The 24,294-nt window shown below is 66.5% G+C and carries 22 protein-coding genes; 8 read left to right on the forward strand and 14 right to left on the reverse strand.

What is annotated here, in order from left to right; all coding sequences use genetic code 11:
* Positions 1 to 253: 253 nt before the first annotated feature.
* From C8J36_RS00215 to C8J36_RS00240, 6 genes are all read left to right on the forward strand, one after another.
* Entirely contained in the window at positions 254 to 778 is a 525-nt protein-coding gene (locus C8J36_RS00215) for a YcnI family protein (RefSeq protein ID WP_132531293.1), read from the forward strand.
* Positions 779 to 923: 145 nt separating this feature from the next.
* Positions 924 to 2,567, forward strand: a complete 1,644-nt coding sequence (locus C8J36_RS00220; RefSeq protein WP_165914903.1) for a copper resistance protein CopC — start codon at positions 924 to 926, stop codon at positions 2,565 to 2,567.
* Positions 2,568 to 2,822: 255 nt separating this feature from the next.
* On the forward strand, positions 2,823 to 3,671 hold the full coding sequence (locus C8J36_RS00225; RefSeq protein WP_062591721.1) for a MetQ/NlpA family lipoprotein: 849 nt from the start codon (positions 2,823 to 2,825) through the stop codon (positions 3,669 to 3,671).
* A gap of 83 nt (positions 3,672 to 3,754) precedes the next feature.
* Positions 3,755 to 4,858: a methionine ABC transporter ATP-binding protein gene (locus C8J36_RS00230; RefSeq protein ID WP_132531299.1), complete on the forward strand. Its 1,104-nt coding sequence runs from the start codon at positions 3,755 to 3,757 to the stop codon at positions 4,856 to 4,858.
* Positions 4,839 to 5,492, forward strand: coding sequence for a methionine ABC transporter permease (locus tag C8J36_RS00235; protein WP_132531303.1), 654 nt, complete (start codon positions 4,839 to 4,841; stop codon positions 5,490 to 5,492). Before C8J36_RS00230 ends, C8J36_RS00235 begins: the two co-directional genes overlap by 20 nt.
* A gap of 55 nt (positions 5,493 to 5,547) precedes the next feature.
* Positions 5,548 to 6,882, forward strand: coding sequence for an LLM class flavin-dependent oxidoreductase (locus C8J36_RS00240; RefSeq protein ID WP_132531306.1), 1,335 nt, complete (start codon positions 5,548 to 5,550; stop codon positions 6,880 to 6,882).
* A 15-nt stretch (positions 6,883 to 6,897) separates the two neighbouring features.
* Here the strand turns inward: C8J36_RS00240 and C8J36_RS00245 are convergent, their stop codons facing one another.
* The 10 genes from C8J36_RS00245 to betA form a co-directional block, all read right to left on the reverse strand.
* Entirely contained in the window at positions 6,898 to 8,430 is a 1,533-nt protein-coding gene (locus C8J36_RS00245; RefSeq protein WP_132531309.1) for a cation:proton antiporter, read from the reverse strand.
* Positions 8,431 to 8,560: 130 nt separating this feature from the next.
* Complete coding sequence (locus C8J36_RS00250; protein WP_132531312.1) at positions 8,561 to 9,718, reverse strand: PHB depolymerase family esterase; 1,158 nt, start codon at positions 9,716 to 9,718, stop codon at positions 8,561 to 8,563.
* Positions 9,719 to 9,833: 115 nt separating this feature from the next.
* Positions 9,834 to 10,991 (reverse strand): amidohydrolase, encoded by a 1,158-nt coding sequence (locus C8J36_RS00255; protein WP_132531315.1) that lies wholly within the window; start codon positions 10,989 to 10,991, stop codon positions 9,834 to 9,836.
* A gap of 122 nt (positions 10,992 to 11,113) precedes the next feature.
* Positions 11,114 to 11,560, reverse strand: coding sequence for a Cu(I)-responsive transcriptional regulator (gene cueR, locus C8J36_RS00260; RefSeq protein WP_132531318.1), 447 nt, complete (start codon positions 11,558 to 11,560; stop codon positions 11,114 to 11,116).
* Complete coding sequence (locus C8J36_RS00265) at positions 11,557 to 14,067, reverse strand: heavy metal translocating P-type ATPase (protein WP_132531321.1); 2,511 nt, start codon at positions 14,065 to 14,067, stop codon at positions 11,557 to 11,559. Before C8J36_RS00265 ends, cueR begins: the two co-directional genes overlap by 4 nt.
* Positions 14,068 to 14,228: 161 nt before the next feature.
* A complete protein-coding gene (locus C8J36_RS00270; RefSeq protein WP_132531324.1) occupies positions 14,229 to 14,435 on the reverse strand; it encodes a heavy-metal-associated domain-containing protein in 207 nt (68 codons plus the stop codon).
* Between the two features lie 84 nt (positions 14,436 to 14,519).
* Positions 14,520 to 16,058, reverse strand: coding sequence for a sulfate adenylyltransferase subunit CysN (cysN, locus tag C8J36_RS00275; RefSeq protein ID WP_082476794.1), 1,539 nt, complete (start codon positions 16,056 to 16,058; stop codon positions 14,520 to 14,522).
* Entirely contained in the window at positions 16,058 to 17,011 is a 954-nt protein-coding gene (gene cysD, locus C8J36_RS00280) for a sulfate adenylyltransferase subunit CysD (protein ID WP_132531327.1), read from the reverse strand. Before cysD ends, cysN begins: the two co-directional genes overlap by 1 nt.
* A gap of 38 nt (positions 17,012 to 17,049) precedes the next feature.
* A complete protein-coding gene (locus C8J36_RS00285; RefSeq protein ID WP_132531330.1) occupies positions 17,050 to 17,817 on the reverse strand; it encodes a phosphoadenylyl-sulfate reductase in 768 nt (255 codons plus the stop codon).
* A gap of 150 nt (positions 17,818 to 17,967) precedes the next feature.
* Complete coding sequence (betA, locus tag C8J36_RS00290; protein WP_132531333.1) at positions 17,968 to 19,629, reverse strand: choline dehydrogenase; 1,662 nt, start codon at positions 19,627 to 19,629, stop codon at positions 17,968 to 17,970.
* Here betA and C8J36_RS00295 point away from each other — a divergent pair.
* The gene (locus tag C8J36_RS00295; protein WP_245506410.1) at positions 19,604 to 19,939 is read left to right on the forward strand and encodes a cytotoxic translational repressor of toxin-antitoxin stability system; all 336 of its coding nucleotides are present in this window, start codon (positions 19,604 to 19,606) and stop codon (positions 19,937 to 19,939) included. The two genes, betA and C8J36_RS00295, sit on opposite strands and share 26 nt — an antisense overlap.
* Before the next feature lie 6 nt (positions 19,940 to 19,945).
* Positions 19,946 to 20,314 (forward strand): helix-turn-helix transcriptional regulator, encoded by a 369-nt coding sequence (locus C8J36_RS00300; RefSeq protein WP_132531336.1) that lies wholly within the window; start codon positions 19,946 to 19,948, stop codon positions 20,312 to 20,314.
* Here C8J36_RS00300 and betB read toward each other — a convergent pair.
* The 4 genes from betB to betI are packed head-to-tail and all read right to left on the reverse strand — an operon-like array spanning position 20,308 to position 24,190.
* Positions 20,308 to 21,771 (reverse strand): betaine-aldehyde dehydrogenase, encoded by a 1,464-nt coding sequence (gene betB, locus C8J36_RS00305; RefSeq protein ID WP_132531339.1) that lies wholly within the window; start codon positions 21,769 to 21,771, stop codon positions 20,308 to 20,310. The two genes, C8J36_RS00300 and betB, sit on opposite strands and share 7 nt — an antisense overlap.
* On the reverse strand, positions 21,768 to 22,016 hold the full coding sequence (locus tag C8J36_RS00310) for a hypothetical protein (RefSeq protein ID WP_132531342.1): 249 nt from the start codon (positions 22,014 to 22,016) through the stop codon (positions 21,768 to 21,770). The genes betB and C8J36_RS00310 overlap by 4 nt, the downstream gene beginning before the upstream one ends.
* Positions 22,017 to 22,019: 3 nt before the next feature.
* Positions 22,020 to 23,561, reverse strand: coding sequence for a choline-sulfatase (gene betC, locus C8J36_RS00315; protein ID WP_281029206.1), 1,542 nt, complete (start codon positions 23,559 to 23,561; stop codon positions 22,020 to 22,022).
* The gene (gene betI / locus C8J36_RS00320; RefSeq protein ID WP_132531345.1) at positions 23,558 to 24,190 is read right to left on the reverse strand and encodes a transcriptional regulator BetI; all 633 of its coding nucleotides are present in this window, start codon (positions 24,188 to 24,190) and stop codon (positions 23,558 to 23,560) included. The genes betC and betI overlap by 4 nt, the downstream gene beginning before the upstream one ends.
* Between the last annotated feature and the right edge of the window lie 104 nt (positions 24,191 to 24,294).

A 24,294-nucleotide genomic window follows, 5' to 3' on the forward strand; every position in this document is an offset into this window, starting at 1 on the left:
AGCACGGTGCGTTCGCATTCGAGGAGCAATGACACTTGGGCGATGTCGCCGCCTGCTGGGTCGTGTCGCGCCCTGCGGCCGTTGCGCGCCTTGCGAGACGGGCGCCGCCGCGCCGCTTCGCCGCAGGGCATGGGCCAATGCCCGGCTTTCCTCGCGAGAGCGCGCGCGCTAGATCTGCGCCTATCCGACGTCACTGTCTCGGGCGTGAGCATGGCCTGGTCCTGCGGTGCGAGAGACGCAAAAGAGGCAGAGCATGCGCCATTCCGTTCCTTTCTTCCGCGCCGCGCGCGCCCGCCGGGTGCTTTTCTCCGGCTTTGCCATCTTCCTTTCCCTCGTCTCGGGGCCGGCCGGTGCGCATGTCACCATTGCCGCGAAGGCGGTCGAGGCCGGGAAGACGAGCACGTTCGTGCTCAAGATACCGCATGGTTGCGGCGGTGCCGCGACGACCGGGCTGCGGGTCGCGGTGCCCGCCGTGCTGTCCGATATCGAGCCACAGGAGAAAGCCGGCTGGACCGCCGTGGTGACGCCGGCCACAGTTGCTGCCGGCGGCTCAAAGGCCAAACAGGCGCAGATCGGCTGGACGGGCGGCACGATTGCGGCGTCCGACCATGCGGAATTCGCGTTCAAGGCGAAAGTCGCGGCCGATGCCAAGGGCCGGATCTACGTGCCGATCGTTCAGCAATGCGGCGACGCCGCGGAACGCTGGATCAAGATCCCCTCGGGTGCGGATGCGGGCGAGCCGGACAAGCCGGCGCCTGCCTTCGACGTGACGCCCTGACCGCGCCGTGCTGCTTGGCATCATCAGTGTGAAGGCGGTCGGGCGAGGTCTTGGCGGGTGCCGGTACTCGCACTGGCGCCGGTACTCGCACTGGCGCCGGTACTCGCACTGGCATCGACATTGGCTTTGGCAAAAAAGCCTGTGCGTGCTGTCGATCCTGCCGCTGCTCCTGCTGGCGAGCGCCGGCGTGGCCTTTGCCCATGCGCAGCTCGTTTCGTCCGATCCTGCCGATGGGGCGGTGCTTGCCGCGCCGCCGCGGGAGATCGTGCTCCTGTTTTCCGAGCCGGTCGTCCCGCTGGTCTTCCGGCTGAGCGATCCGGCCGGGGGGATAGAGGCGCTGCCGGCGGCCGGGGCAGGGATAGGAACGGCCGTGACGCGGCTCGTCGTGACACTGCCGCCAGCGCTCGCTTCGGGGACGCACAGCCTGTCGTGGCGGGTGACCTCGGCGGATGGACATCCGATCGGCGGCGGGCTTTTCTTCTCCATCGGCAAAGCGACCGCGTCCCTCGGCGATGGCGGCGCGACCTCGGGCGATAGCGTGACCGCGGTCGGCCTGTTCGTCTCGCGCCTGTTGGTGATGGCCGGCCTTGTCCTCGGGGTCGGCGGCGCGGGGTGGGTGGCGCTATTTTCCCGGCTGCAGCCTGCGCCGGATTCGTCTTCCGCGACTCTGCCGTTCCCGGCTCCGGCCCTTGTGGCGGCTTCGCTTTGGCTCGGTCTTGCCGCCACGCCGGTGTGGATCGCCTTTCAGGGCTTCGATGCGCTGGGGGAGGCGGCCCGGGGATGGGCGTCGTCCGCGGTCTGGTCCGCCGGCCTTCAGGGCACGTCCTATGGTCGCGCCGCGCTCCTCTGCGCCGGGGCCATCGTCGCGGCGATCGTGTCGCTGCGCGCGCGCCGCATATCCCTCCGGCTCTCGCTTGCTGCGCTGGCCTTCGGGCTGGCGGGCGTTTCCGCAGGCGTTGCGGGACATGCGGCCACCGCGCCGCCGCGGATCGTCAGCGTTCCCGCGATCATGCTGCACATGCTCGGCGCGATGGCCTGGATCGGCGGTCTTCTGCCCCTTCGGGCAGCGCTCGGCGCAGCGCGGGGCGCGTCTTTCCGGGCTGATCCCGATGGCGCGGCGCTTCGGCTGTTCTCGCGCCTTATCCCCTTCGTGCTGGCTGCGCTCGTCGCCTCGGGCCTGCTGCTGGCGATCGTTCAGGTGCAGGCGGTGTCGAACCTGTGGACCACGGCCTATGGGCGGGTGCTGCTCGCCAAGCTCGCACTCGTCCTGCTTCTGGTCGTGCTGGCCGCGGCCAATCGGTTTCTTTGGACCCGCCCTGCCGCAGAGGGGTTGCTTGGGGCCTTGCGTCTTTTGAGGCGCAGCATCGTGGCGGAGGTCGTGATCGGCACGATGGTGCTGGCCGTCCTCGGCCTCTGGCGCTTCACCCCGCCGCCCCGGGCCCTGGCCATGTCGGTGCCGACCGTTCAGGATCACGTGCTTGAGGAACAGGGGTTGATGGCGACGCTCTCGCTCACGCCGGCGCGGCCGGGTCCGGTTCGCGTGTCTGTCGCAGGGTTGATGCTCGACGGGCAGCCGGTCGATCCCCTCTCGGTCACGGTCGAACTCGCGCAGTCCGGCAGCGACATCGGGCCCTTCGTGCGCGAAGCCCGGCTGGGCGAGGACGGGCGCTTTCAGGCAGATGGGTTCGTGCTGTCCGTCGGCGGCGCCTGGACCGTGCGCGTCACGGTGCTGGTGGATGATTTCACCTCGGTGACGATGACGGACCGCTTCGACATCGCGCCGTTCTGATCGCCGAGCGCCCGAACGGATTGCGAAGAGGACCGACCGCCCGATATCGCGGGTTCGACGGATGAAGCGTCCAGAACGAGCCGGGGCTCCAGAATGAGATTGCGTGACCTGCCGCGGATTTGGACCGAATTTCTACGGCAACGCGGATCGGCAGGCCATCCTTCGTTGCTTCATAAGGTGCCATTTGCCATTTTTCAGGGCATCGAACAGACGTTCTCCTCCCGAGACCGAATCCAGACCGAAAGCAGACCCGTCATGACGAAAACCTTGAGCCGCCTTATCGAGAAGACCGCCTTTACCCGTCGCGCCGGCCTTGCGCTTGCCGCGTCTGCAGCCGTCGCCGCTTTCGTCTCCATCGGGCCGGCACCGGCTCTGGCACAGGACAAGACATCCGTGAAGGTCGGGATCATGAGCGGCGAGGACGAGGACGTCTGGCGCGTCGTCGTGGCGGAAGCCGGCAAGAAGGGGCTTTCGGTCGAGACGGTCGTCTTCAACGACTATACCCAGCCGAACGAGGCGCTGGAGCGCGGCGAGATCGACGCCAATGCCTTCCAGCATCTTCCCTATCTCGAAAACCAGATCAAGCAGCACGGCTACAAGATCGTGCCTGCGGGCTATACCGGCGTCTGGCCGATCGGGGTCTATTCCCGCAAGACGTCCAAGATTGCGGATCTGCCGGAAGGCGCCGTCGTCGGCGTGCCGAACGATCCGTCGAACGAGGGGCGTGCCCTGCGCGTGCTGCAGAACGAGGGTCTGATCAAGCTCAAGGAGGGCACGGGCATCCTCGCGACGATCACCGATATCGAGGAAAACCCCAAGAAGCTCGAGATCAAGGAGCTGGACGCCGGCATCGTCGGCCGCTCCATCGACGATCTCGACGCGGCCGTCGTCAACACGGACTGGGCGCTGAAGAGCGGCCTGACGCCGGACAACCGGATCGCGCAGGAGCCGGTGGACGGCAATCCGTACCGGAATTTCATCGCGGTCAAGGAAGACCAGAAGGATGCGCCCTGGGTCAAGACGCTCGTCTCGTCCTACCAGAACGAGGCGGTGAAGGCCGAGTTCGATCGGGTGTACAAGGGCACGGGCATCAGCGCCTACTGATCCGACAGGCGTCGAAGATAGAAAACGGCTCGCGGCATGGTTGCCGCGAGCCGTTCGCCGTTGCGGCGAGGAAGGACGAGAGAATGACGATGACTGCGAGCGCGGAAACGAGAGGCGCCCCGACCGACGCGGATACCCGGCCGGTTTCCGGTGTGGCGCAAGCTGCCGAGACGCCCGTCGTGCGGCTCGACGGCGTCTTCCGGCATTTCGGCGAGACCGCCGCGCTGGACGGAATTTCCCTTTCGGTGCGCAAGGGCGAGGTGCTCGGCATCATCGGTCGCAGCGGCGCCGGCAAATCGACACTGATCCGTTGCCTGAACGGTCTGGAGCGCCCGGACCGCGGCACAATCGAGATCGAGGGCCGTGATATCACCGGGCTTTCCGAAGCCGAACTCCAGCCCCTGCGCCGCCGCATCGGAATGATCTTCCAGCACTTCAATCTTCTCTCGGCAAAGACCGTGGCGGAAAACGTCATGCTGCCGCTCAAGATCGAGGGCATGCCGCGGGCGCAGCGGCGCGTCCGGGCGGCCGAACTGCTCGATCTGGTCGGCCTGTCCTCCAAGGCCGATGCCTACCCCTCGGCGCTCTCCGGCGGGCAGAAACAGCGGGTGGGGATCGCCCGGGCGCTGGCCGCGCGGCCGGCGCTGCTGCTTTCCGACGAAGCGACCTCCGCGCTCGATCCGGAAACGACGGCGTCGATCCTGTCTCTTCTGAAAGATATCAACACGCGCCTCGGCCTGACCATTCTCCTCATCACCCATGAGATGGAGGTCGTGCGCGGCGTGGCCGATCGGGTCGCGGTGATCGATGCCGGGAGGATCGTCGAGGACGGCCCGGTCTGGTCGGTGTTCTCCGATCCGAAGGCGGCGACCACGAAGAGCCTCCTCGGCGCGATCCGCCCCGGCCTGCCGCCGGCCATCGCCGCAGACCTTGCGGCGCGCGGCGAACAGGTGCTCAGCGTCGATCTGGTCGGCCCGGAGGCCTCGACGCTTCTTCCCGCGCTGTCCATCGCGCTCGGCGCGCCGGTGCGCCTCGTGCATGGCGGCATCGATCATATCCAGGGGCAGTCGGTCGGCCGCTTCTTCATCACGCTTGCCCCCGGCGCCTCGCTGCCGCAGGCGATCGCCTTCCTGACGCGCCACGGCGCCCATGTGGAGACCACCGGTCATGTCGCCGATCCTGTTTGATCTTCTGCTGCGGTCTCTCTGGGAGACCGTCCTGATGACGCTCGCCTCCGGCATCATCTCGCTGGTCGCCGGCCTGCCGCTCGGCCTTGCCCTGGTGATGACCGGCAAGGGCGGCATTTCGGAGAACCTCTGGGTCAACCGCGTGCTCGGCGCTGTCGTCAACGGGTTCCGTTCGGTGCCGTTCATCATTCTCCTCGTGGCGCTCATTCCCGTCACGCGCGTCATCGTCGGCAGTTCGATCGGAACATGGGCGGCGATCGTGCCGCTCTCCATCGCCGCCACGCCCTATTACGCGCGCATCGCGGAGGTGTCGCTGCGCGAGGTGGATCGCGGGCTGATCGAGGCGGTGCGCTCCATGGGCGGCAATCGCTGGACGATCGTGCGGGAGGTGCTGCTGCCCGAGGCGCTGCCGGGGATCGTCGCCGGCTTCACCGTCACGCTCGTCACGCTGATCGGTGCCTCGGCCATGGCCGGCGCCATCGGCGCGGGCGGGCTCGGCGATCTCGCCATCCGCTATGGCTATCAGCGCTTCGAGACATCGGTCATGATCGCGGTCGTCGTCGTGCTCATCGTGCTGGTCTGTGCCATCCAGTGGATCGGCGACCGTCTGGTCGATCGCCTCGACCATCGGTGATCGCCGCGCCGTTTCCGCATCAGGCCCGGCCTGTCGTGCCGGGGAACCCAAGGAAGTGCCCATGTCCAAGCAGATGCATCTCGGTGCCTTCATGCGGCCTGTCAGCCTGCACACCGGCGCTTGGCGCTATCCCGGCGCGGCACCGGACGCGAACTTCAGCTTCCCGCATCTGAAGCGCTTCGCGCAGACGCTGGAGGCCGCCAAGTTCGATGCCTTCTTCATGGCCGATCACCTGGCCGTGCTCAATATGCCGGTGGAGGCCCTGAAGCGCAGCCATACGGTGACCTCGTTCGAGCCCTTCACGCTGCTCTCGGCGCTCGCGGCCGTCACCGAGCGGATCGGCCTCGTCGCCACGGCCTCCACCACGTTCGATGCGCCCTATCACATCGCGAGGCGCTTCGCCTCGCTCGATCACATCAGCGAGGGCCGGGCCGGGTGGAACATCGTCACCACCTCGAACCCGGATGCCGCGCTCAATTTCGGCCTCGACGAGCATGTGGAGCATGGCGAGCGCTATCGTCGGGCGCGCGAGTTCTTCGATGTCGTCACAGGCCTCTGGGACAGTTTTGCCGACGATGCCTTCCTGCGCGACCAGCAGAGCGGGTTGTTCTTCGACCCCGAGCGCATGCATGTGCTCGACCATCAGGGCCCGAGCCTTACCGTGCGCGGGCCGCTGAACATCGCCCGCCCGCCGCAGGGCTGGCCCGTCATCGTGCAGGCTGGGCAATCCGAGCCCGGCCGTCAGCTGGCCGCGGAAACGGCCGAAGTGATCTTCGCCGCCCCGCGCGATCTGGCCGGCGGGCAGGAGCTTTATGCCGACATCAAGGGGCGGCTCGGCGCGCTCGGTCGGTCGCGCGATCATCTGAAGATCCTGCCGGCCGCCTTCATCGTCATCGGCGATACGATCGAGGAGGCGCGGGAGAAGCGCGCGCTGCTCGACAGTCTGGTGCATTTCGAAAGCGGAATCGCATCGCTGTCGATCGCGCTCGGCCTCGACGCCTCGCATTTTCCGCTCGATGCGCCGCTGCCGCGCGATCTTGCCGACACGAATGCCAGCAAGACGGGCCGGCAGCAGGTGTTGCGGCTGGCCGAGACCGAGAAGCTGACGGTGCGGCAGCTGGCGCAGCGCTATGGCGGCTATTCGGGCCTTGCCTTCGTCGGCACGCCGGAAAGCGTGGCCGACGAGATGGAAACCTGGATCGATTCGGAGGGATCGGACGGCTTCAACGTGGTCTTCCCCTATCTGCCGCAAGGTCTCGACGATGTGGCGCAGCGGCTCGTGCCCGCGTTGCAGCGACGCGGTCGCTTCCGGAGGGAATACGAAGGAACGACGCTACGCGATCATCTCGGCCTGCCGCGGCCGGACAACAGGTTCTTTCCCGAGGCGTAGGGTGGGGTCGAGAGGCTAGGTCTCCTCGATGCGCCGCTCGTCGTCGGGGAGGACGGCCAGTTCGCGCCAGTCGATCTCTTCGAGAAGCTGGTTGTATTCGTCGACATTCAGCCGGTTGCCGGTTCGCAGCCGCTCCAGGGTCTTGCGCTGGGCGTCGATCGCCTCCAGCGCGAGGGCGCGGTAGGTCTGGAGCGCATCGGCGCCCGCCGTATCCGCCAATGCGGCACGCTCGATGGCGAACTTGCTGCGCACCTGCTCTGCCTCGGGTCCCGCGCGATCGCCGATCCGTTCGAGCCCGGCGGAGGCGATCTCGAGCCGGAAATCGGTCATGTCGCGGGCGCCCTGTTCGCGCTGGTCGAGGCCGAGCAGCCGGATGAGCGGCGCGAGCGTCAGCCCCTGCAGGACGAGCGTGGCGAGAACCACGGCGAAGGCCGCAAGCAGAACGAGATCGCGCTGCGGGAAATCGGCGGGCAGCGCGAAGGCGGTGGCCAGGGTGACGAGGCCGCGCATGCCGCACCAGGCCGCGAGAACCGACTGGCGCATATTCGTCTGTTCTTCGCTGCTCAGCAAAGCGTTGCGCAGGCGGTTGAAGCCGATGAAGACGACGAAGCGGACGATGACGACGGTCGCGACCACGGCGGCAATGAAGCCGGATGCATGGATCAGCCGCTGGGTCGTCATGCCGCCGATGATGTCGCGCACCTGCATGCCCATCAGCAGGAAGGCCATGACGTTGAGCACGAAGACGACGGCGCTCCACACCGCATAGGACTGGACGCGCATGCGGGCAGAGGAGCGGCTCGTGCTGCTGGCGGCGATGGTCATGGCGAAGGCGACGATGGCGAGCACCGCGGACAGGCCGAGATGTTCGGCGATGATCCACAGCAGGAACGTCTGGACGAATTGCAGCAGGTTGCCGCCGAGCGTGCCGGCGACATAACCGGTGACGCGCGACGTGGCCCAGGCCGCGGCCATGCCGAGGAGGATGCCGCCCGGCGCGGCGACGGCGAAGTGCAGCGCGACCGCCGGCCCGAGCCCGCCCGAGGTCTGCACCGACAGCGCCGCGCCGAAGATCAGGAGCGCGGCGGCATCGTTGAACAGGCTTTCGCCGCGCAGGATCGCATCCGTGCTGCGGGGAATGGACATGCCGGACAGGACGGCGGTCGCGGCCGCAGCATCCGGCGGCGCGACGATCGCGCCGAGAACGAGCGCCGCTGCGATCGGCAGACCGGCATAGGAGGCGCCGATGAAGGCGACGGCGAGGGCGGTGGCGACCACGCCGCCGATGGCAAAGACGATCAGCGCTGCCCAGTAGCGCCGCGCCGTGTTGACCGGGAAGTCGAAGGCGGCATCCATGAGGGCCGGGGCGATGAAGAGCGCGAGCGCCGTTTCCGGTTCCAGCGCGATATAGGGCACGCCCGGCACGAGCGCTGCGGCAACGCCGGCCATGGCCAGCATGGAGGGATAGGGCACCGACAGGCGCCGCGACACCTGAAGAAGGGCGATGGCCACGAGAAGAAGAACGAGGAGGCTCTCAAAGAAGTTCATCGATCGCGCTTCATTCCCTCAAGGCCGATGGCGGCTTCGTCGTCCCACGACTGTGCCTCAGCCGTGGACGTCGGTCCAGAGCGGGAGCGGCCGAAAAGGGCTTTCGGACCCTGCGCCGAAGCGCCTGGCCTTATTTCATCAGGCCGGCGGCGCGCAGGGCCGCTTCGATGACGTCCTTGACGCCTTCCGGCTTGGCCTTGCCCGGCCAGGCGGCAGAGAAGATCGAGGCGGCTGCAGCGCCAGTGCCAGCGCCAGTGCCAGCGCTGTTGCCAGCGCTGTTGCCGGCTGCCTCGGCACGGGCCGATGCCGGCTGCGGGCGGTGCGCCCTCTTCTCGAACGAGGCCGTGAGGCCCCAGCTGCGGGCGATGTGGAGGGTGGAGGAGATCCCGACATCCAGCATGTAGGGTGCCGCCTCGCCATAGCCGCTCGCCGTATCGAGCGGCGTCCCATGGCCCATGCCGCGCACCAGAAAGAGGTCGAGAACCTCGCGCCCGGCACTGTCCACCCAGATATGCCGTTCCTGACCGTCCACCGTCTCGACGCGTTCGGGACGGGCCGCGACGCCGAGCGCGTCACGCCACTGGTCGATCAGCGCGCCGGCATTCTTGTCGGCGACGGTGCTGTCGGCCGTGCCTTGCCAGATGGAGATGGTCGGCCAGGGGCCCTTGTGCGGCGAGGCGGCGGACAGCAGCGCCTGCAGCCTGTCTGCGTCGGGCAGGCCGTGGCCGCGCATGCGGTCGAAGGCTTCCGGCACGGTTCTGGCCGCGCCATGCGGCAGGCCGGCGATGATGGCGCCGCCGGCGAAGATTTCGGGGTAGGTGGCCAGCAGCGAATTCGCCATCGCCCCGCCGGCCGACAGGCCGGTCACGTAGACGCGGCGCCGATCGATCCCGTGATCGGCGATCATCGTCGCGATCATCTCCCGGATCGAAAGCACCTCGCCGGAACCGCGGGTGACGTCGGGCTTTGAAAACCAGTTGAAACAGAGATTGCCGTTGTTGCTGCGGCTCTGCTCCGGGTAGAGCACGGCAAAGCCGTATTCCTCCGCCAGAGCCGACCAGCCGGAGCCGCGATCGTAGCCGGCCGCGTTCTGCGTACAGCCGTGGAGCACGACGACCAGCGGCGGCGCGCCTTTCGGCTTCTCAGGCATGCTGTACCAGCCGGTGAGCTCGCCGGGGTTGCTGCCGGTGATGTCGAGGGCGCGCAAGGCCGACGTTGCGGGCTGGAGACCGTCCGGCCGGGTGCGCAGGCGTGCCAGACGTTCGATCGTGTCGGATAGTTTTCTCATGGCCGTCTCCGGGCTCTGGGCCGGACCCCTGGGAATATCGGGTGGCGCATGGTGCAGTGCACAACAGATGGGGTGCCATCATGGCGAGACAAGGGCAAGGCAGGCTCCGGGGCTGTCATTGCTGCAATTCTAGAATATTCGCGACGACCCGCAGAAAAACGCGTGACCCGCGCTCGATCAGCGCATCCGGAAAATCATAGTCGGGATTGTGGAGCGCGGGATGCGCTTCGCCGCTGCCCAGAAACAGCATGGCCGAGGGGCCGCAGGCGCCGAACCGTCCGAAATCCTCCGACCCCCGCATCGGCAGTCCCGCCGCGTCATGGTCGATGCCCTCTTGGTCGAGCGCCTGCCGGAGATGCGCGACCGCTTCCGGCGCGTTCTCGCAATGCTGAAAGATATCCTCGTAAGAGTGGGAAAGGCGCAATCGCTCTTCCCCGGCCGTCTGCGCGATCAGCGCTTCGGCGCGGGCGCAGAGATCGGCCATGCCGGCATCGGTCAACGTGCGCAGCGTCGCCCAGATTTCCGCCCGGCCGGGGGCAATGCCGAAGGCGGGCTCGCCCAGAACGGCATGGGTCAGCGTGACCATGGCGAAATCCGCAGCCGGGAAGCTGCCGGTCGTCAGGGCGGTCAGTTGCGGCATCAGGCGGGAGACGGCGAGCATGGGCGAGATGCCCGTTTCCGGCATGGAGGCATGCGCCGTCTTGCCGTCGAGGATGACGCGCAGCCCGCGCGAGGCGCAGTTGACGGGACCGGAGGCAAGCGCGACATGTCCGAGCGGCAGGCCGGGCAGGTTGTGCAGCGAGAAGGATATGTCCGGGCGAATGTCTTCGAAAGCGGGATCGGCGATCACGGCGGCGGCCCCGGCGCCGGTTTCCTCGGCCGGCTGGAACATCAGCACCACGCGTCCGCGCAAGGGCCTCTTCCGGGCCAGGCCGCGACCGAGCGCCGCGACGATCGCCATATGCCCGTCATGCCCGCAGAGATGCCCCTTGCCGGGATATTCGGACCGGTGCGGCGCGTCGGAGATTTCCGGGATCGGCAGGGCATCGAGTTCGCAGCGAAACAGCAGCGTCGGCCCCGGTGCGCTGCCGGCAAACACCGCCGCCACGCCATGTCCGCCAAGGCCAGTGAGAACACGGTCCGGTTTCAGGGCTTCGAGATGCGCCTGCACCCGCGCTGCGGTTTCGCGCTCCTCGCCCGAAATTTCCGGGTGGCGGTGCAGGTCGTGCCGGAACGCCACGAGGGCGGCGAGGTCGTTCTGGTCGAGAAACATGCAGGCCCTTCCGCTCGATGCGGCGCCATCTTATCGCGGGAAAGCGACGCGACAATGCTTCCGCCTCGGGCATCCACCGTATTTTCCGGCGCGTCAGCCATCGCGCTTCTGCTGGTTATGCCCTAGCCGAGATTGGCGCGCCCGAAGCGGGCGGAGACCTCCGGCAGGTCCGTCTCGGGTGGGGCGTCGGCGAAATCGGCGAGGATCGGGCAATCCGGGCGATCGTCTCCGTGGCAGTTGCTTGCGAGATGCCGCAGCGTTGCCGTCATCGCCGCGATGGCGGCAGCCTTGCGGTCGAGTTCGGCGATATGCTCGAGCGCGATCGCCTTCACGTCGCCGCTGGCCCGCCCGCGATCGTGCCAGAGCGCCAGCAGCGTCTTCATCTGCTCGACCGAGAAGCCGAGATCGCGGGCGCGGCGGATAAAGCGCAGCGTATGAATGTCGGCGTCCTCATAGGTCCGGTACTGCGCCTCGCTGCGATGGGCGGGTGCGATCAGGCCGATCTGCTCGTAATAGCGAATCATCTTGGAGGATACGCCGGAGGCTTTTGCGGCTTGGCCGATGTTCACGATGCCATCCTTTCCAGGGGAGCGGAGGGGGAGATGCGGCGCAGGCGCAGCGCATTGCCGAGGACGAACACGCTGGAGAGGCTCATGGCGCCGGCCGCGAGGATCGGAGACAGGAGCGTGCCGTTCACGGGATAGAGGAGACCCGCGGCCACCGGCACGAGGCTGACATTATAGGCGAAGGCCCAGAACAGATTCTGGCGGATGTTGCGGATCGTCGCCCTGCTGATCGCGATCGCGCGGGGCACGCCGCCCAGATCGCCCGCGATCAGCACGATATCGGCGCTTTCCATGGCGATGTCGGTGCCGGTGCCGAGCGCGATGCCGATATCGGCTTCCGACAGCGCCGGCGCATCGTTGATGCCGTCACCGACAAAGGCAAGGCGGCCCTCGCGCCGCAGGGCCTGCACCGCCGCGACCTTGCCGCCGGGCAGGACATCGGCCACCACCGTGTCGATGCCGAGCACACGGGCGACGGCGTTCGCCGTGCGGCCGTTGTCGCCGGTGATCATCACGACCTTGAGGCCCGCGGCCTTCAATGCCGCGATGGCGGCGGCGCTGCCCGGCTTGACCGGATCCGTGACGGCGATCATGGCGGCGAGCCTGCCGGCAACGGCCGCATAGATCGGCGACGTCCCGGCATCGCCGAATGCGACCGCCTGCGGCGCAAATCCGGAAACGTCGATGCCGCTGTCGCGCATCGCGCGGTCGGAGCCGACCAGAACGGCTTCACCCTCGATCATGCCCCTGACGCCGGAACCGGGAAGGGCTTCGAAATCGGTGACATCCGCAAGCACGACCTCGTCTCCACGCGCTGCGGAGACGATGGTGGCGGCGATCGGATGCTCCGAGCGGGCTTCGAGGCTTGCGACACGGCGCAGGACATCCGCGCGTTCGAAGCCGGGCATCAGCACGAAAGCGGTCAGTTCCGGCTTGCCTTCCGTCAGCGTTCCCGTCTTGTCGAAGGCGACGATGTCGACATCGCGCAGGCCCTGCAAGGCATCGCCCTTGCGGAAGAGGATGCCGAGCTCGGCAGCGCGTCCGGTGCCGACCATGATGGAGGTCGGCGTTGCCAGACCCATGGCGCAGGGGCAGGCGATGATGAGAACGGCAACGGCATTGATCGTCGCGAGGCCGAGCGACGGCGTCGGCCCGAAGACGAGCCAGACCGCAAATGTCAGCAGGGCGGCGGCGAGAACAGCGGGCACGAAACGCGCGGTGATGCGATCGACCGTCGCCTGGATCGGCAGTTTCGCACCCTGTGCCGTCTCGACCATGCGGATGATCTGCGACAGAAGCGTCTCCGACCCCGTCTTCGTTACGACGACATTGAACGTGCCCGTGCCGTTGATCGTGCCGCCGACGACGGAGGCGCCTTTCGCGACGGAAACGGGCAGAGGTTCGCCGGTGATCATCGACTGATCGACCAGCGACCGGCCTTCCACGACCTCGCCATCGACCGGAATTTTCTCGCCGGGGCGGATGAGCACGCGATCGCCTTTTTTCACCGTGCCGATCGGAACCTCGACGATCCCCTCCGCCCGGATCACGCGCGCGGTCCTTGCCTGAAGACCCATCAGCCGGCGGATCGCCTGGCCGGTGCGGCCTTTCGCACGGGCTTCGAGCATCCGGCCAAGCAGGATCAGCGTGACGATGACGGCGGCCGCCTCGAAGTAGACGTTGTCGGTGCCCGGCGGCAGCGCGGACGGCAGGAAGGTCGAAAGGACGGAATAGGACCAGGCGGCCGAGGTGCCGAGCACGACGAGAGCATTCATGTCGGGCGCGAGCCGAAGCAGGTTCGGCACGCCTTTGCGGAAGAAGGTGAGGCCGGGACCGAAGAGGACCAGCGTTGCCAGCACGAATTGCAGGCGGCGGCTGCCCTCCATGCCGAGCGTCGAGATGATCCCGTCATGGATGGCCGGCACGAGGTGCGAGCCCATTTCGAGAAGGAAAAGCGGAAGGGTGAGCACGGCAGCCAGGCTGAAGGCGCGCGCAAGCCGTTTTGCCTCGCGCGATCGGCGATCGCCGGTCTCGTCGGCATCGCTTGCGGGTTCGCCCTCCGCCTCTGGTCTGACGCTGTAGCCGGCCTTGGCCACGGCCGCCTCGATCGTCGCGACATCCGTGCCGTCCAATCGTTGGACGGTCGCTGTCTCGCTCGCGAGGTTGACGCTTGCCTCGATGACGCCGGGCACGGCTGCAAGCGCCTTTTCCACCCGGGCGACACAGGAGGCGCAGCTCATGCCCTCGATCGGAAACGTCTGCGTGACGCGCCGTGGCGCATAGCCGGCGGCTTCGATCGCTGCGACAATCGCCCCGTTCTGAAGGTCTGCGGCATGGGTCACGGTGGCCCGCTCGGTCGCGAGATTGACGCTGGCATCGATGACGCCGGGGAGGGCGGCGAGCACCCTCTCGACCCGCCCCACGCAGGAGGCGCAGTTCATGCCGTCGACGGCAAGCGTCGTCGTCGCGGAGGCGGAATTGGGGGGCCGGAGAGGCGTATGCACGGTCATCGGGAAGCGTCCCTGTTGTCATCTGCCGGTAGAGATAGACCTTCCCATCATGGGAAGGTCAAGGGGCAAACCTGAATGGTCCGTGCGGGAGACCGGACATGCGCCTCGGACGCCTTGGCGGCCGGGCGGCCCGCGATCGGAACGGGGAGCCCACGTGGCGATCAGAGCGGCCGGCGGAGATGGGGCGTGTAGCCGGCCGCCGCGAGCGCCTCGGCGATCCTGTCGGCGCTTGCCTCGGTTTCCACATCGGCGGTCTTTGCGGCGAGGTCGATGCGGATCGCGGCGCGTGCATCCACCAGATGGATGGCGCTTTCCACCGTGCTATTGCAGTGGCAGCAGGTCATGTCGGGTATGTCGAACGCAATCATGGGGACGTTTCCTTTCAGAGACGTCCCCATGATAGGGCTTCCAACCGTGGGAAGGTCAAGGCGTCAGATGCGCCTGCAGCGGCATCAGCCGTCGAGCGTGTCGAGCAGATCCTGTGCGCGGGCGGCCGAGATGCGGCGAACTTCCAGTTCGTCGCGACGTCCGGCGAGGAGGTCGCTTGCTAGAATCCGGTCGGCCAGATCGGCGGGCAGGGACAGGAGGACGCGCGTTTCATCGGTGTGGATGCCACCGAGGGACGAGCGCTTGCCCGTGATCATGCCGCCGGCCACCGTGTTGTTGGTGTCGGGGTCGATCAGGATGAAGGCGCCCGTCGTGCGGTTCTGCTCGTAGGCGTCGAACATGGCCTGCTCGTCGAACGCGAGATGGACCTTGCCGATGGCGTTCATCGACAGCGCGTCGGACGGGCCCCATTTGCCGCTCTTCAGGTCGAGCTGGCTGACTGGTTCGACGCTGACGCGCTGGCGGCGCGAGCCGCTCTTCAGCCAGTAGCGCTTGTTCGGCTGGATGCCGTCCGGCTGCAAGGCGACGATCTGCGCGTCGAAGGCGACGCCGGTCTGGGGCTGGCTGTCGATGGCGACGATCATGTCGCCGCGCGAAACATCGACCTGACGATCGAGCACGAGCGTGATCGCGTCGCCGGTCACCGCTGCATTGCGGACGAGGTCGAAGGTGACGATCTTGGTGACGTTGGCCACCATGCCCGAGGGCAGGACGACGACGCTGTCGCCCGGCTTGACCGAACCGCCGGCCACGGTGCCCTGATAGCCGCGGAAGCTTTCGCCCGGGCGCGAGACGCGCTGGACCGGAAGACGGAAGCCGGTCGTCTGGCCGGAGCGGACGGTCGCCAGCTCCAGAACCTCGACCAGCGTCGGGCCCTCGTACCAGGGCATGGAAGCACGACCGTCATAGACGACGTTCTCGCCCTTCAGCGCCGAAACCGGGATGGCCGTGACCTGGCGGACGCCGAGCGACAGTGCCAGTTCCTTGAAGTCGTGGCTGATCGCGTCGAAGCGCGCGCGATCGTAGCCGGTCAGGTCGATCTTGTTGACCGCGAGCACGAACTGGCGAATGCCCATCAGCGTGGCGATCGTCGCATGGCGGCGCGTCTGTTCCAGAAGGCCGACGCGGGCATCGACCAGCAGGATGGCGAGATCGGCGGTGGAGGCGCCGGTCGCCATGTTGCGTGTGTACTGCTCGTGGCCGGGCGTGTCGGCGACGATGAAGGAGCGGTTCTCGGTCGCAAAATAGCGGTAGGCCACGTCGATGGTGATGCCCTGCTCGCGCTCGGCCTGGAGACCGTCGAGGAGGAGGGCGAAATCCGGCAGGCCGAGATCGTTCTGCTTGCCGCTCGAATCGCGGGCGAGCGTCGCCGCCTGGTCCTCTTTGACGGCCTTGGTATCCCAGAGCAGCCGGCCGATCAGCGTGGACTTGCCGTCATCCACGCTGCCGCAGGTGATGAGGCGCAAAGGGCGGCTGTCGCGCGGCGCGCGGGCTTCGGCTCCGGCAAAGGCCGTGACGTTGCCGGTCGGCGCCTTGATGTCGCCGGTCGTGCGGGCCGCCGTGTGCAAGGTCGTCTGGCTGCCGGTGGAAGCGGAAACGGTCATCAGAAATATCCTTCGCGTTTTTTCTTCTCCATCGAGCCGGACTGGTCCCGGTCGATGGCGCGGCCCTGACGTTCGGAGACGGTCGCGGTCTCAAGTTCCGTGATGATATCGTCGAGCGTGGTGGCGCTCGAGCGGATGGCGCCGGTCAGTGGGAAACAGCCGAGCGTGCGGAAGCGGATGCGCTCCTGACGCTTGGTCTCGCCGGGCTGCAGCTCCAGCCGTGGATCTTCGGCAAGGATCATCATGCCGTCGCGCTCGACGATCGGGCGGTCCGCTGCGAAATAGAGGGGCACGATCGGGATTTCCTCGGCCTGGATGTAGCGCCAGATATCGACTTCGGTCCAGTTGGAGAGCGGGAAGGCGCGCACGCTCTCGCCCTTGCGGATCATGCCGTTATAGACGTTCCAGAGCTCGGGGCGCTGGTTGCGCGGGTCCCAGCGGTGGTCGGGCGTGCGGAACGAGTAAATGCGCTCCTTGGCGCGGCTCGCCTCCTCGTCGCGGCGTGCGCCGCCGAAGGCCGCATCGAAGCCGCCGGCGTCCAGCGCCTGGCGCAGACCCTCGGTCTTCATAATGTCGGTGTAGAGCGCCGAGCCATGGGTGAACGGCGTGACGTTCTCGGCCGCACCACGCGGATTGATGTGTTCGATCAGGTCGAGGTCGTAGCGCTCGACGATCTCGTTGCGAAACGCGATCATCTCGGCGAACTTCCAGCCGGTGTTCACATGCAGCAGCGGAAAGGGGATGCGGCCGGGGTAGAACGCCTTGCGCGCGAGGTGCAGCAGGACGGAACTATCTTTGCCGACCGAGTAGAGCATGACGGGCTTTTCGAACTCGCCTGCCACTTCGCGGAAGATGTGGATGGCTTCGTTTTCGAGCGCCTTCAGATGCGGATCGAGCGGCGGGCGGGCGCTTTGCGGATTGTGAAGTTCCGTTTCCGGAAGCGTGAGGGACATCGGGTCGTCTCCAGTCTCGTTCTCGGGCGGGGCGCGCGTCAGGCGGCGCTGCCGGCCAAGGCCTTGGTGTCGGGTATCGGCTGTGAAGCGGCTTCCGCCACGTGCAGGCCGCATTCGCGGGTCTCGTCGTTCTCCCACCACCAGCGGCCGGCGCGCTCGGGCTCGCCAGGCTTGATGGCCCGCGTACAGGGCTCGCAGCCGATCGATGGGTAGCCGCGGGCATGCAGCGGATTGACGGGAATCGCTTCGGCCACGACATAGGCGCGGATGGTGTCGATATCCCAGTCCGCCAGCGGATTGATCTTGATCAGGCCGCGCTCGAGATCGGCTTCTGCAAAAGGCGTATCGGCACGGTTGCCGGACTGGCCGCGGCGTAGGCCGGTGACCCAGTAGGTGGCGCCGGCCAGCGCACGCGCCAGCGGCTTGACCTTGCGCACGCCGCAACAGGCATGGCGCGCCTCGATGCTCTCGTAGAAGCCGTTCAGGCCATAGGTCGCGGCATAGGCATCGATATCGGCCTGCTCGGGATGGAACCGCTTGATCAGGATGCCGTAGGCCTCCTCGGTCGCATCGATCAGCGCGACGGTCTCGTTGAACAGCCGTCCGGTTTCGAGCGTGGAGACCTCGATGCCGAGCTTTGCGGTGCCGATGGCAGCCGTAATGACCTGATCCTCGATACCGAGGCTGGTGGTGAACACGGCACGACCATCCAGCGAGGCGACCAGAGCCAGCCGCTCGCCAAGGGTGAGACATTCCAGCTGCCGGGCCAGCGCCGCAGCAGTTGTTTCAAGGGACATGGATGTCATGGGTTATCCTGTGTGATTACAGCCTTTATCGCAGCCCTTCGTCATGAAAGACAGAAAAACGGATTTCCAATGACAGGAGATCGGAGCAAATATCACTCCGATCCCGCGAGATGTGGGAAAAGGCTGTCGCGCGGCTCCGTCAGGCCGGTCTCAGGACCGACGGTCGCTAAAGGCGGCCTGTGGGTTGACCCAGGGTTCCTGGTTCGAGCGGGGCAAAGGCTGCTTGCCGAGGATATGATCGGCCGCTTTCTCGCCGGTCATGATCGAGGGACCGTTGAGGTTGCCATAGGTGACGTGCGGGAAAATCGAGCTGTCGGCGACGCGCAGGCCCTTAACGCCGATCACACGGGTCTCGGGATCCACGACCGCCATGGGATCGCTCGCATCGCCCATGCGGCAGGTGCCGCAGGGGTGATAGGCGCTTTCCAGATGCTCGCGCAGGAACGCGTCGATATCCTCGTCGCTGGTCACGGCCTCGCCCGGCTGGATTTCGGGTCCGCGATAGGTGTCGAAGGCCGGCTGGCGGAAGATCTCGCGGGTGAGACGGACGCAGTGGCGGAATTTCTCCCAGTCCTCGGGGTGGCTCATATAGTTGAAGCGGATGACGGGATCGGCTTTCGGGTCTGCGGATCTCAGGGTGACGGCGCCGCGCGATTTCGACAGGTTGTAGCCGACATGAACCTGAAAGCCGTGGCTCTTGGCGGCCGCCTTGCCGTCATAGGAGATGGCGACCGGCAGGAAATGATACTGGATGTCCGGCTGCTTCAGCCCCGGTGCGGAGCGCAGGAAGGCGCAGGCCTCGAACTGGTTGGAGCTGCCGAGCCCCGTCCGCGTCATCAGCCATTGCGCACCCGCGACCCCCTGCCAGAACCAGGGCAGCCAGGAATAGAGCGAGACGGGCTTGGTGGAGACCTGCTGGAAATAGAACTCCATATGGTCCTGGAGATTGGTGCCGACGCCGGGGCGATCCGCCTTGACCGCGATGCCCATCGACTGGAGATGCTCCGCCGGGCCGATGCCGGAGAGCATCAGCAATTTCGGCGAATTGAACGAGGAGGCGGAAACGATGACCTCGCGCTTCGCCCTGACGATCTCGATCGCGCCGCCGCGCTCGATCTCGACCCCGGTCGCCCGGCCGTTTTCGATGACGATGCGGCGTGCGAAGCCACGGACGAGCGAGACGTTGTCGCGCTTCATGGCCGGGCGGAGATAGGCATTGGCCGCCGACCAGCGGCGACCCTTGTGGATCGTCTGCTCCATCAGGCCGAAGCCCTCCTGCTTCGAGCCGTTATAGTCTTCCGTCATCTCGAAGCCGGTCTCGGCTCCGGCCTTGATGAAGGCGTGGAAGAGGGGGTTCCTGACCGGTCCGCGCCGCACATGCAGGGGGCCCTCCGTGCCCCGCCATCCCTCTTCGCCGCCATGGGAATGCTCCATCCGCTTGAAGTAGGGCAGCACGTCGGCATAGGCCCAGCCGCGGGCGCCGAGCGCTTCCCAGCGATTGAAGTCCTCGGCATGGCCGCGCACATAGACGAGCCCGTTGATCGAGGAGGAGCCGCCGAGCACCTTGCCGCGCGGGGCGCTGATGCGGCGATTGTTGAGGTTCGGCTCGGGCTCGGAATAATAGCCCCAATTGTATCGCTTCATGCTCATCGGCCACGCGAGCGCTGCCGGCATCTGGATGAACGGCCCGATATCCGAGCCTCCGGCCTCGATGACGATCACCGTGTTCCTGCCATCCTCGGACAGCCGATAGGCGAGCGCCGAGCCGGCGGAGCCGGAGCCGACGATGATGAAGTCTGCTTCTCTGATCATGTCAGTGCTGCTCCGCTCGGGCTGCATGCTTGTCTGCTTCATAGCTCTCGGCTATACTTTTCGGATGAAAACGGTGGTGATCTCGAAGCAGGCGGACAAAACGCTGCAAGCGATGCAGCCTAAACGCAGGACTGCGATCATCGAGAAAGTCAAAGCTTACGCGCGTGGCGAGCGGGTCGATATCAAGAAGCTGAAGGGCGAGGATTTGTACCGTATCCGCGTCGGCCAGGATCGTGTGATCGTCGACGATCAGGGACAGATCGTTCTTGTCGTCGGCGCCGGGCCAAGAGGCAGTGTCTACAGGGATTGAAACACGATGGGCGACATTCAGAAACTCACGATCGACGGCAAGGGCTACGTTCTTCTCAGTGAAGAAGACTACGAGGATCTGATCGACAGTCTGGAGGCGCAGATCGTTCTCGCCCGCATCGCCGCCGGCGAGGAAACGTGGCCGCTGGAGATCGTCGAGGCGCGCGCCAACGGCGAAAACGCCATTGGCGTCTTCCGCAAGTATCGTGGCCTCTCGGTCTCCGATCTTGCAGCGGCGGCCGGCATCTCGCAGCCTTATCTCTCGGAGATCGAGGGCGGCAAGAAGACCGGGTCGGTCGATGTGCTCAAGCGCATCGCCACGGCCTTGAAGGTCGATCTCGACGATCTCGTGGTGGAGCGCGAGGCCCATCAATAAGGCGCCTCGACTTTGCCCATCGCGACATAGACCGTCTTCAGCTCGGTATAATGCTGGAGCGCGGCCACCGAGTTCTCGCGGCCGAAGCCCGATTGCTTCGAGCCGCCGAAGGGGATTTCGACCGGGCAGAGATTGTACGTGTTGATCCACAGCGTCCCGGCTTCCAGCCGATCCACCACGCGATGGGCGCGGGCGATATCGCTCGTGAAGACACCGGCGGAGAGACCGAATTCGGTCGCATTGGCGCGCGCGATCACCTCGTCCTCGTCGTCGAAATCCAGCACACACATGACCGGGCCGAAAATCTCCTCGCGGGCGATCGTCATCGTATCGGTGACGTCGGCAAAGACGGTCGGCTGGATGTAGGTGCCCTCGGCCGGGACGTCGTTGGGGATCGCGCCGCCGGTGACGAGCGTTGCGCCTTCCCCCTTGCCGGTCTTGATATAGGCGAGCACCTTGTCGCGCTGGGGCCGGGAGACCATGGGTCCGAGCTGGGTCGCCTCGTCCATGGGGTCGCCGATCACGATTTTCTCCGTGCGGGCCTTGAGGCCCGACAGGAAGCGTTCCTTGACGCTCTTCTGGACGAAGACGCGCGTGCCGTTGGAGCAGACCTGGCCGGTGGAATAGAAATTGCCGAGCATCGCGCCACCGATGGCGCTGTCGAGGTCGGCATCCTCGAACACGATCAGCGGCGACTTGCCGCCGAGCTCCATGGTGACATGCTTCAGCTGGCCGGCGGCGGCGGCGGCAACCTTGCGCCCCGTCGGCACCGAGCCAGTCAGGGAGACCTTGCCGACATCGGGGTGGCCGACGAGCAGGGGACCTGTGTCCCGGTCGCCCTGGATGACGTTGAACAGCCCCTTGGGCAGGCCCGCCTCGATGAGGATCTCGGCAATCTTCAGGGCGCCGAGCGGCGTGTTTTCGGATGGCTTGAACACCATGGCATTGCCGGAGACGAGGGCGGGCGCCGCCTTCCAGCAGGCGATCTGCTGCGGGTAGTTCCAGGCGCCGATGCCGACGCAGACGCCGATGGGCACGCGTTTGGTGTAGGCGAAATCGGCTCCGAGCGGGATGTGCTCGCCGTTGAGCGCGGCCGCCGCCACCCCGCCGAAGAACTCGAAGCTGTCGGCGCCGGAGGTGGGGTCCGCGACGATCGTTTCCTGGATCGGCTTGCCGGTATCGAGCGTTTCCAGCTCCGACAGTTCCCGGTTGCGCGTCCGCATGATATCGGCCGCCTTCTTCAGAATGCGACCGCGCGCCGTCGGGCTCATCGCCGCCCATTCCGGCTGCGCGCGCTTCGCCGCGGCCACGGCCTGCTCGACGATGGCAGGCGTTGCGGCATGGAGCGTCGCGATGACCTCGCCGGTGGCGGGATAGAGGCTGTCGAACGGGGTGCCGGCGGTATCCTCGACATAGGCGCCATCGATGAAGTGGGAGGCTTTCGGCTGGGCTCTCATGGAGACGTGTCCTTCGTGGCGGTCTTGGATGGGGTGGCGTCGCTGTGGTCTCCCGCCGCGATCAGCGCGAGCCCGAGATTGTGCTGGGCGCGCATCCAGGGGCGTGTGCCGAGGAAACCCCACCAGCCGGCGTCGTTAACGACCTCGTCGGCCGGACTGTCGATGCCGGGACCGAACATGTCGTCGGAAAAGACGGCCTTGCGCATGCCGTTCGGTGTCCTTGCCTTGGATTTCGCTCGCGCCATGCCTCATTCCCCTCTTGGAAACCGCTTGGAGTCTTCGAGATTATCGAGGTTCATGTGGTTGCGCATGTAGCGTTCGGACGCTTTCTGCAGAGGCTGGTGGTCCCAGGGATAGTAGGCGCCGTTGCGCAGCGCCTCGTAGACCACCCAGCGGCGGGCCTGGCTTTCGCGGACGGCGCCGTCGAAACCTGCCATGTCCCAGCGGGCGTCGCGCATCTGGCGAAAGGCGTCCAGCGTGGCGGCGATCGCGGTGGTCGGCGGAGAGGCTGCGAGATTGTCACGTTCGAGCGGGTCGGCCTCCAGATCGTAGAGCTGGTCGGGATCGTCGGCGCAGTGGACGTATTTCCACTTGCCCTCGCGAACGGCGATGAGCGGGGAGATCGATCCTTCCGCCGCATATTCCATCAGCACGGGCGAGACGCGCTCGGTGCCGTCGATCACCGGCAGCAGGCTCTCGCCATCCGTCCACGGCATGATCTCGTCCATCGAGATGCCGGCGAGGTCGCAGAGCGTGGGGGTGACGTCGAGATTGGAGACGGGACGGACATGCAGGCCGGGCGTCACGCCGGGACCGGCGATCATCAGCGGCACGCGGGCGGAGCCCTCGAAAAAGTTCATCTTGAACCAGAGGCCGCGCTCGCCCAGCATGTCGCCATGGTCGGAGCAGAACAGGATCAGCGTGCTCTCCAGCTGGCGCGTCCGCTCCAGCGTATCGACAAGCCGGCCGACCTTCTCGTCGATATAGGAGATGTTGGCGAAATAGGCCTGACGCGAGCGCCTGACATCCGTCTCCGTGACAGTGGAGCTGGCATAGTCGCAGGCGGCGATCAGGCGTTCGGAATGCGGGTCCTGGGTGTCCAGCATGCCGACCTCGGGGAGGAGATGGTCGCAGTCGGTGTAGAGATCCCAGAACTGGCGGCGGGCCACATAGGGGTCGTGCGGATGGGTGAAGGATGCCGTGAGGCACCAGGGACGGCGATCCGCGCTGCCGATGTCGCGCGCGAGATGATAGATCTTCTGCTCGGCCAGGAAGGCGACCTCGTCGTCATATTCCATCTGGTTGGTAATCTCGGCGACGCCGGCACCGGTGACCGAGCCGAGATTGTGGTACCACCAGTCGATCCGCTCGCCGGGCTTTCGATAGTCGGGCGTCCAGCCGAAATCCGCGGGGTAGATATCCGTCGTCAGCCGTTCCTCGAAGCCGTGCAACTGATCCGGCCCGACGAAATGCATCTTGCCGGAGAGCGCCGTGTAGTAGCCGGCGCGGCGCAGATGATGGGCGAAGGTGGGGATGGAGGAGATGAATTCTGCCGCATTGTCATAGACGCCGGTACGGCTCGGCAATTGTCCCGCCATGAAGGACGCCCGGGCCGGCGCGCAGAGCGGCGACGAGGTGTAGTTGTTGGCGAAGCGGGCCGAGCGGGCGGCGAGCGCCTTGAGATGCGGGGCGTGCAGCCATTCCGCCGGCCCATCGGGAAAGAATTTTCCGTTGAGCTGGTCGACCATGATGATCAGGATGTTCGGCTTGCTGCTCTCGGCGGGGCTCACGCGGCGGCTCCTTCTTCTCGGCGAAACGCGATGCCTTCTCTGCGAAACGCGATGCGGGCAAGAGCCGCATCGACCGCGTCTTCCGCAAGCGCGATCGATCGCTCGGTCGTCAATGGTGCGGCGCCCAGGGCGCGACGGATGTAAAGCCCGTCGATCAGTGCGGCGGTCGCCTCCGCGATGCGGGCCGCCTCGGTCTTCGGGCAGAGCTGCGACAGGCTCGCCGACAAATTGGAGTGCAGGCGGCGGGCGTAAAGCACCAGCAATCGCCGGACGGCCTCCGAACGCTGTGCCTCGGTGTAGAAGGCGAGCCAGGCGGCGACCGTTTCCGGCGCGAACTGGCCGGCGTGAAAACTGACGCGGATGATGGCCGAAACGCGCGCGCGCGGATCACCGGCCCCGGCCAGCGCCGACACCGTATCGCGGCGCAGGTCGCGCAGCAGCGAACGCATCGTCTCGGTCAGCAACTGGTCCTTGCTGCCGAAATAATGATGGGCGAGAGCAGGCGAGACGCCGGCGCGGCGGGCAATGTCCGACATGGTCACGGAGAGCGTGCCCTGGTCTCCGATGGCGCTGATGGCGGCATCGACCAAAGCCTTTCGGCGCACCGGCTCCATTCCAACCTTCGGCATCCGCATCTCCCACCGTCGAGAGGCAGCTTAATTTTGATTGAGCCGTCAATCAAGAAAAAAGAGGATGCGATTTTTGGACGTCGATCTTGCCGATGACGCTCCGC

The sequence above is a fragment of the Rhizobium sp. PP-F2F-G48 genome (genome assembly GCF_004342335.1).
Taxonomy (GTDB): domain Bacteria; phylum Pseudomonadota; class Alphaproteobacteria; order Rhizobiales; family Rhizobiaceae; genus Ferranicluibacter.

Excerpts from the sequence above, each read along its gene's own strand:
- C8J36_RS00295 (WP_245506410.1), top strand. The coding sequence starts at position 19,604 with ATGATGAAGTCTGCTTCTCTGATCATGTCAGTGCTGCTCCGCTCGGGC.
- C8J36_RS00230 (WP_132531299.1), top strand. The coding sequence starts at position 3,755 with ATGACGATGACTGCGAGCGCGGAAACGAGAGGCGCCCCGACCGACGCG.
- cysN (WP_082476794.1), bottom strand. The coding sequence starts at position 16,058 with ATGACCGTTTCCGCTTCCACCGGCAGCCAGACGACCTTGCACACGGCG.
- C8J36_RS00285 (WP_132531330.1), bottom strand. The coding sequence starts at position 17,817 with ATGACATCCATGTCCCTTGAAACAACTGCTGCGGCGCTGGCCCGGCAG.
- C8J36_RS00310 (WP_132531342.1), bottom strand. The coding sequence starts at position 22,016 with ATGGCGCGAGCGAAATCCAAGGCAAGGACACCGAACGGCATGCGCAAG.
- C8J36_RS00225 (WP_062591721.1), top strand. The coding sequence starts at position 2,823 with ATGACGAAAACCTTGAGCCGCCTTATCGAGAAGACCGCCTTTACCCGT.
- C8J36_RS00270 (WP_132531324.1), bottom strand. The coding sequence starts at position 14,435 with ATGATTGCGTTCGACATACCCGACATGACCTGCTGCCACTGCAATAGC.
- C8J36_RS00245 (WP_132531309.1), bottom strand. The coding sequence starts at position 8,430 with ATGAACTTCTTTGAGAGCCTCCTCGTTCTTCTTCTCGTGGCCATCGCC.
- C8J36_RS00255 (WP_132531315.1), bottom strand. The coding sequence starts at position 10,991 with ATGTTTCTCGACCAGAACGACCTCGCCGCCCTCGTGGCGTTCCGGCAC.
- betB (WP_132531339.1), bottom strand. The coding sequence starts at position 21,771 with ATGAGAGCCCAGCCGAAAGCCTCCCACTTCATCGATGGCGCCTATGTC.
- C8J36_RS00250 (WP_132531312.1), bottom strand. The coding sequence starts at position 9,718 with ATGAGAAAACTATCCGACACGATCGAACGTCTGGCACGCCTGCGCACC.
- C8J36_RS00265 (WP_132531321.1), bottom strand. The coding sequence starts at position 14,067 with ATGACCGTGCATACGCCTCTCCGGCCCCCCAATTCCGCCTCCGCGACG.
- C8J36_RS00215 (WP_132531293.1), top strand. The coding sequence starts at position 254 with ATGCGCCATTCCGTTCCTTTCTTCCGCGCCGCGCGCGCCCGCCGGGTG.
- C8J36_RS00235 (WP_132531303.1), top strand. The coding sequence starts at position 4,839 with ATGTCGCCGATCCTGTTTGATCTTCTGCTGCGGTCTCTCTGGGAGACC.
- betI (WP_132531345.1), bottom strand. The coding sequence starts at position 24,190 with ATGCCGAAGGTTGGAATGGAGCCGGTGCGCCGAAAGGCTTTGGTCGAT.
- betA (WP_132531333.1), bottom strand. The coding sequence starts at position 19,629 with ATGATCAGAGAAGCAGACTTCATCATCGTCGGCTCCGGCTCCGCCGGC.
- C8J36_RS00300 (WP_132531336.1), top strand. The coding sequence starts at position 19,946 with ATGGGCGACATTCAGAAACTCACGATCGACGGCAAGGGCTACGTTCTT.
- cysD (WP_132531327.1), bottom strand. The coding sequence starts at position 17,011 with ATGTCCCTCACGCTTCCGGAAACGGAACTTCACAATCCGCAAAGCGCC.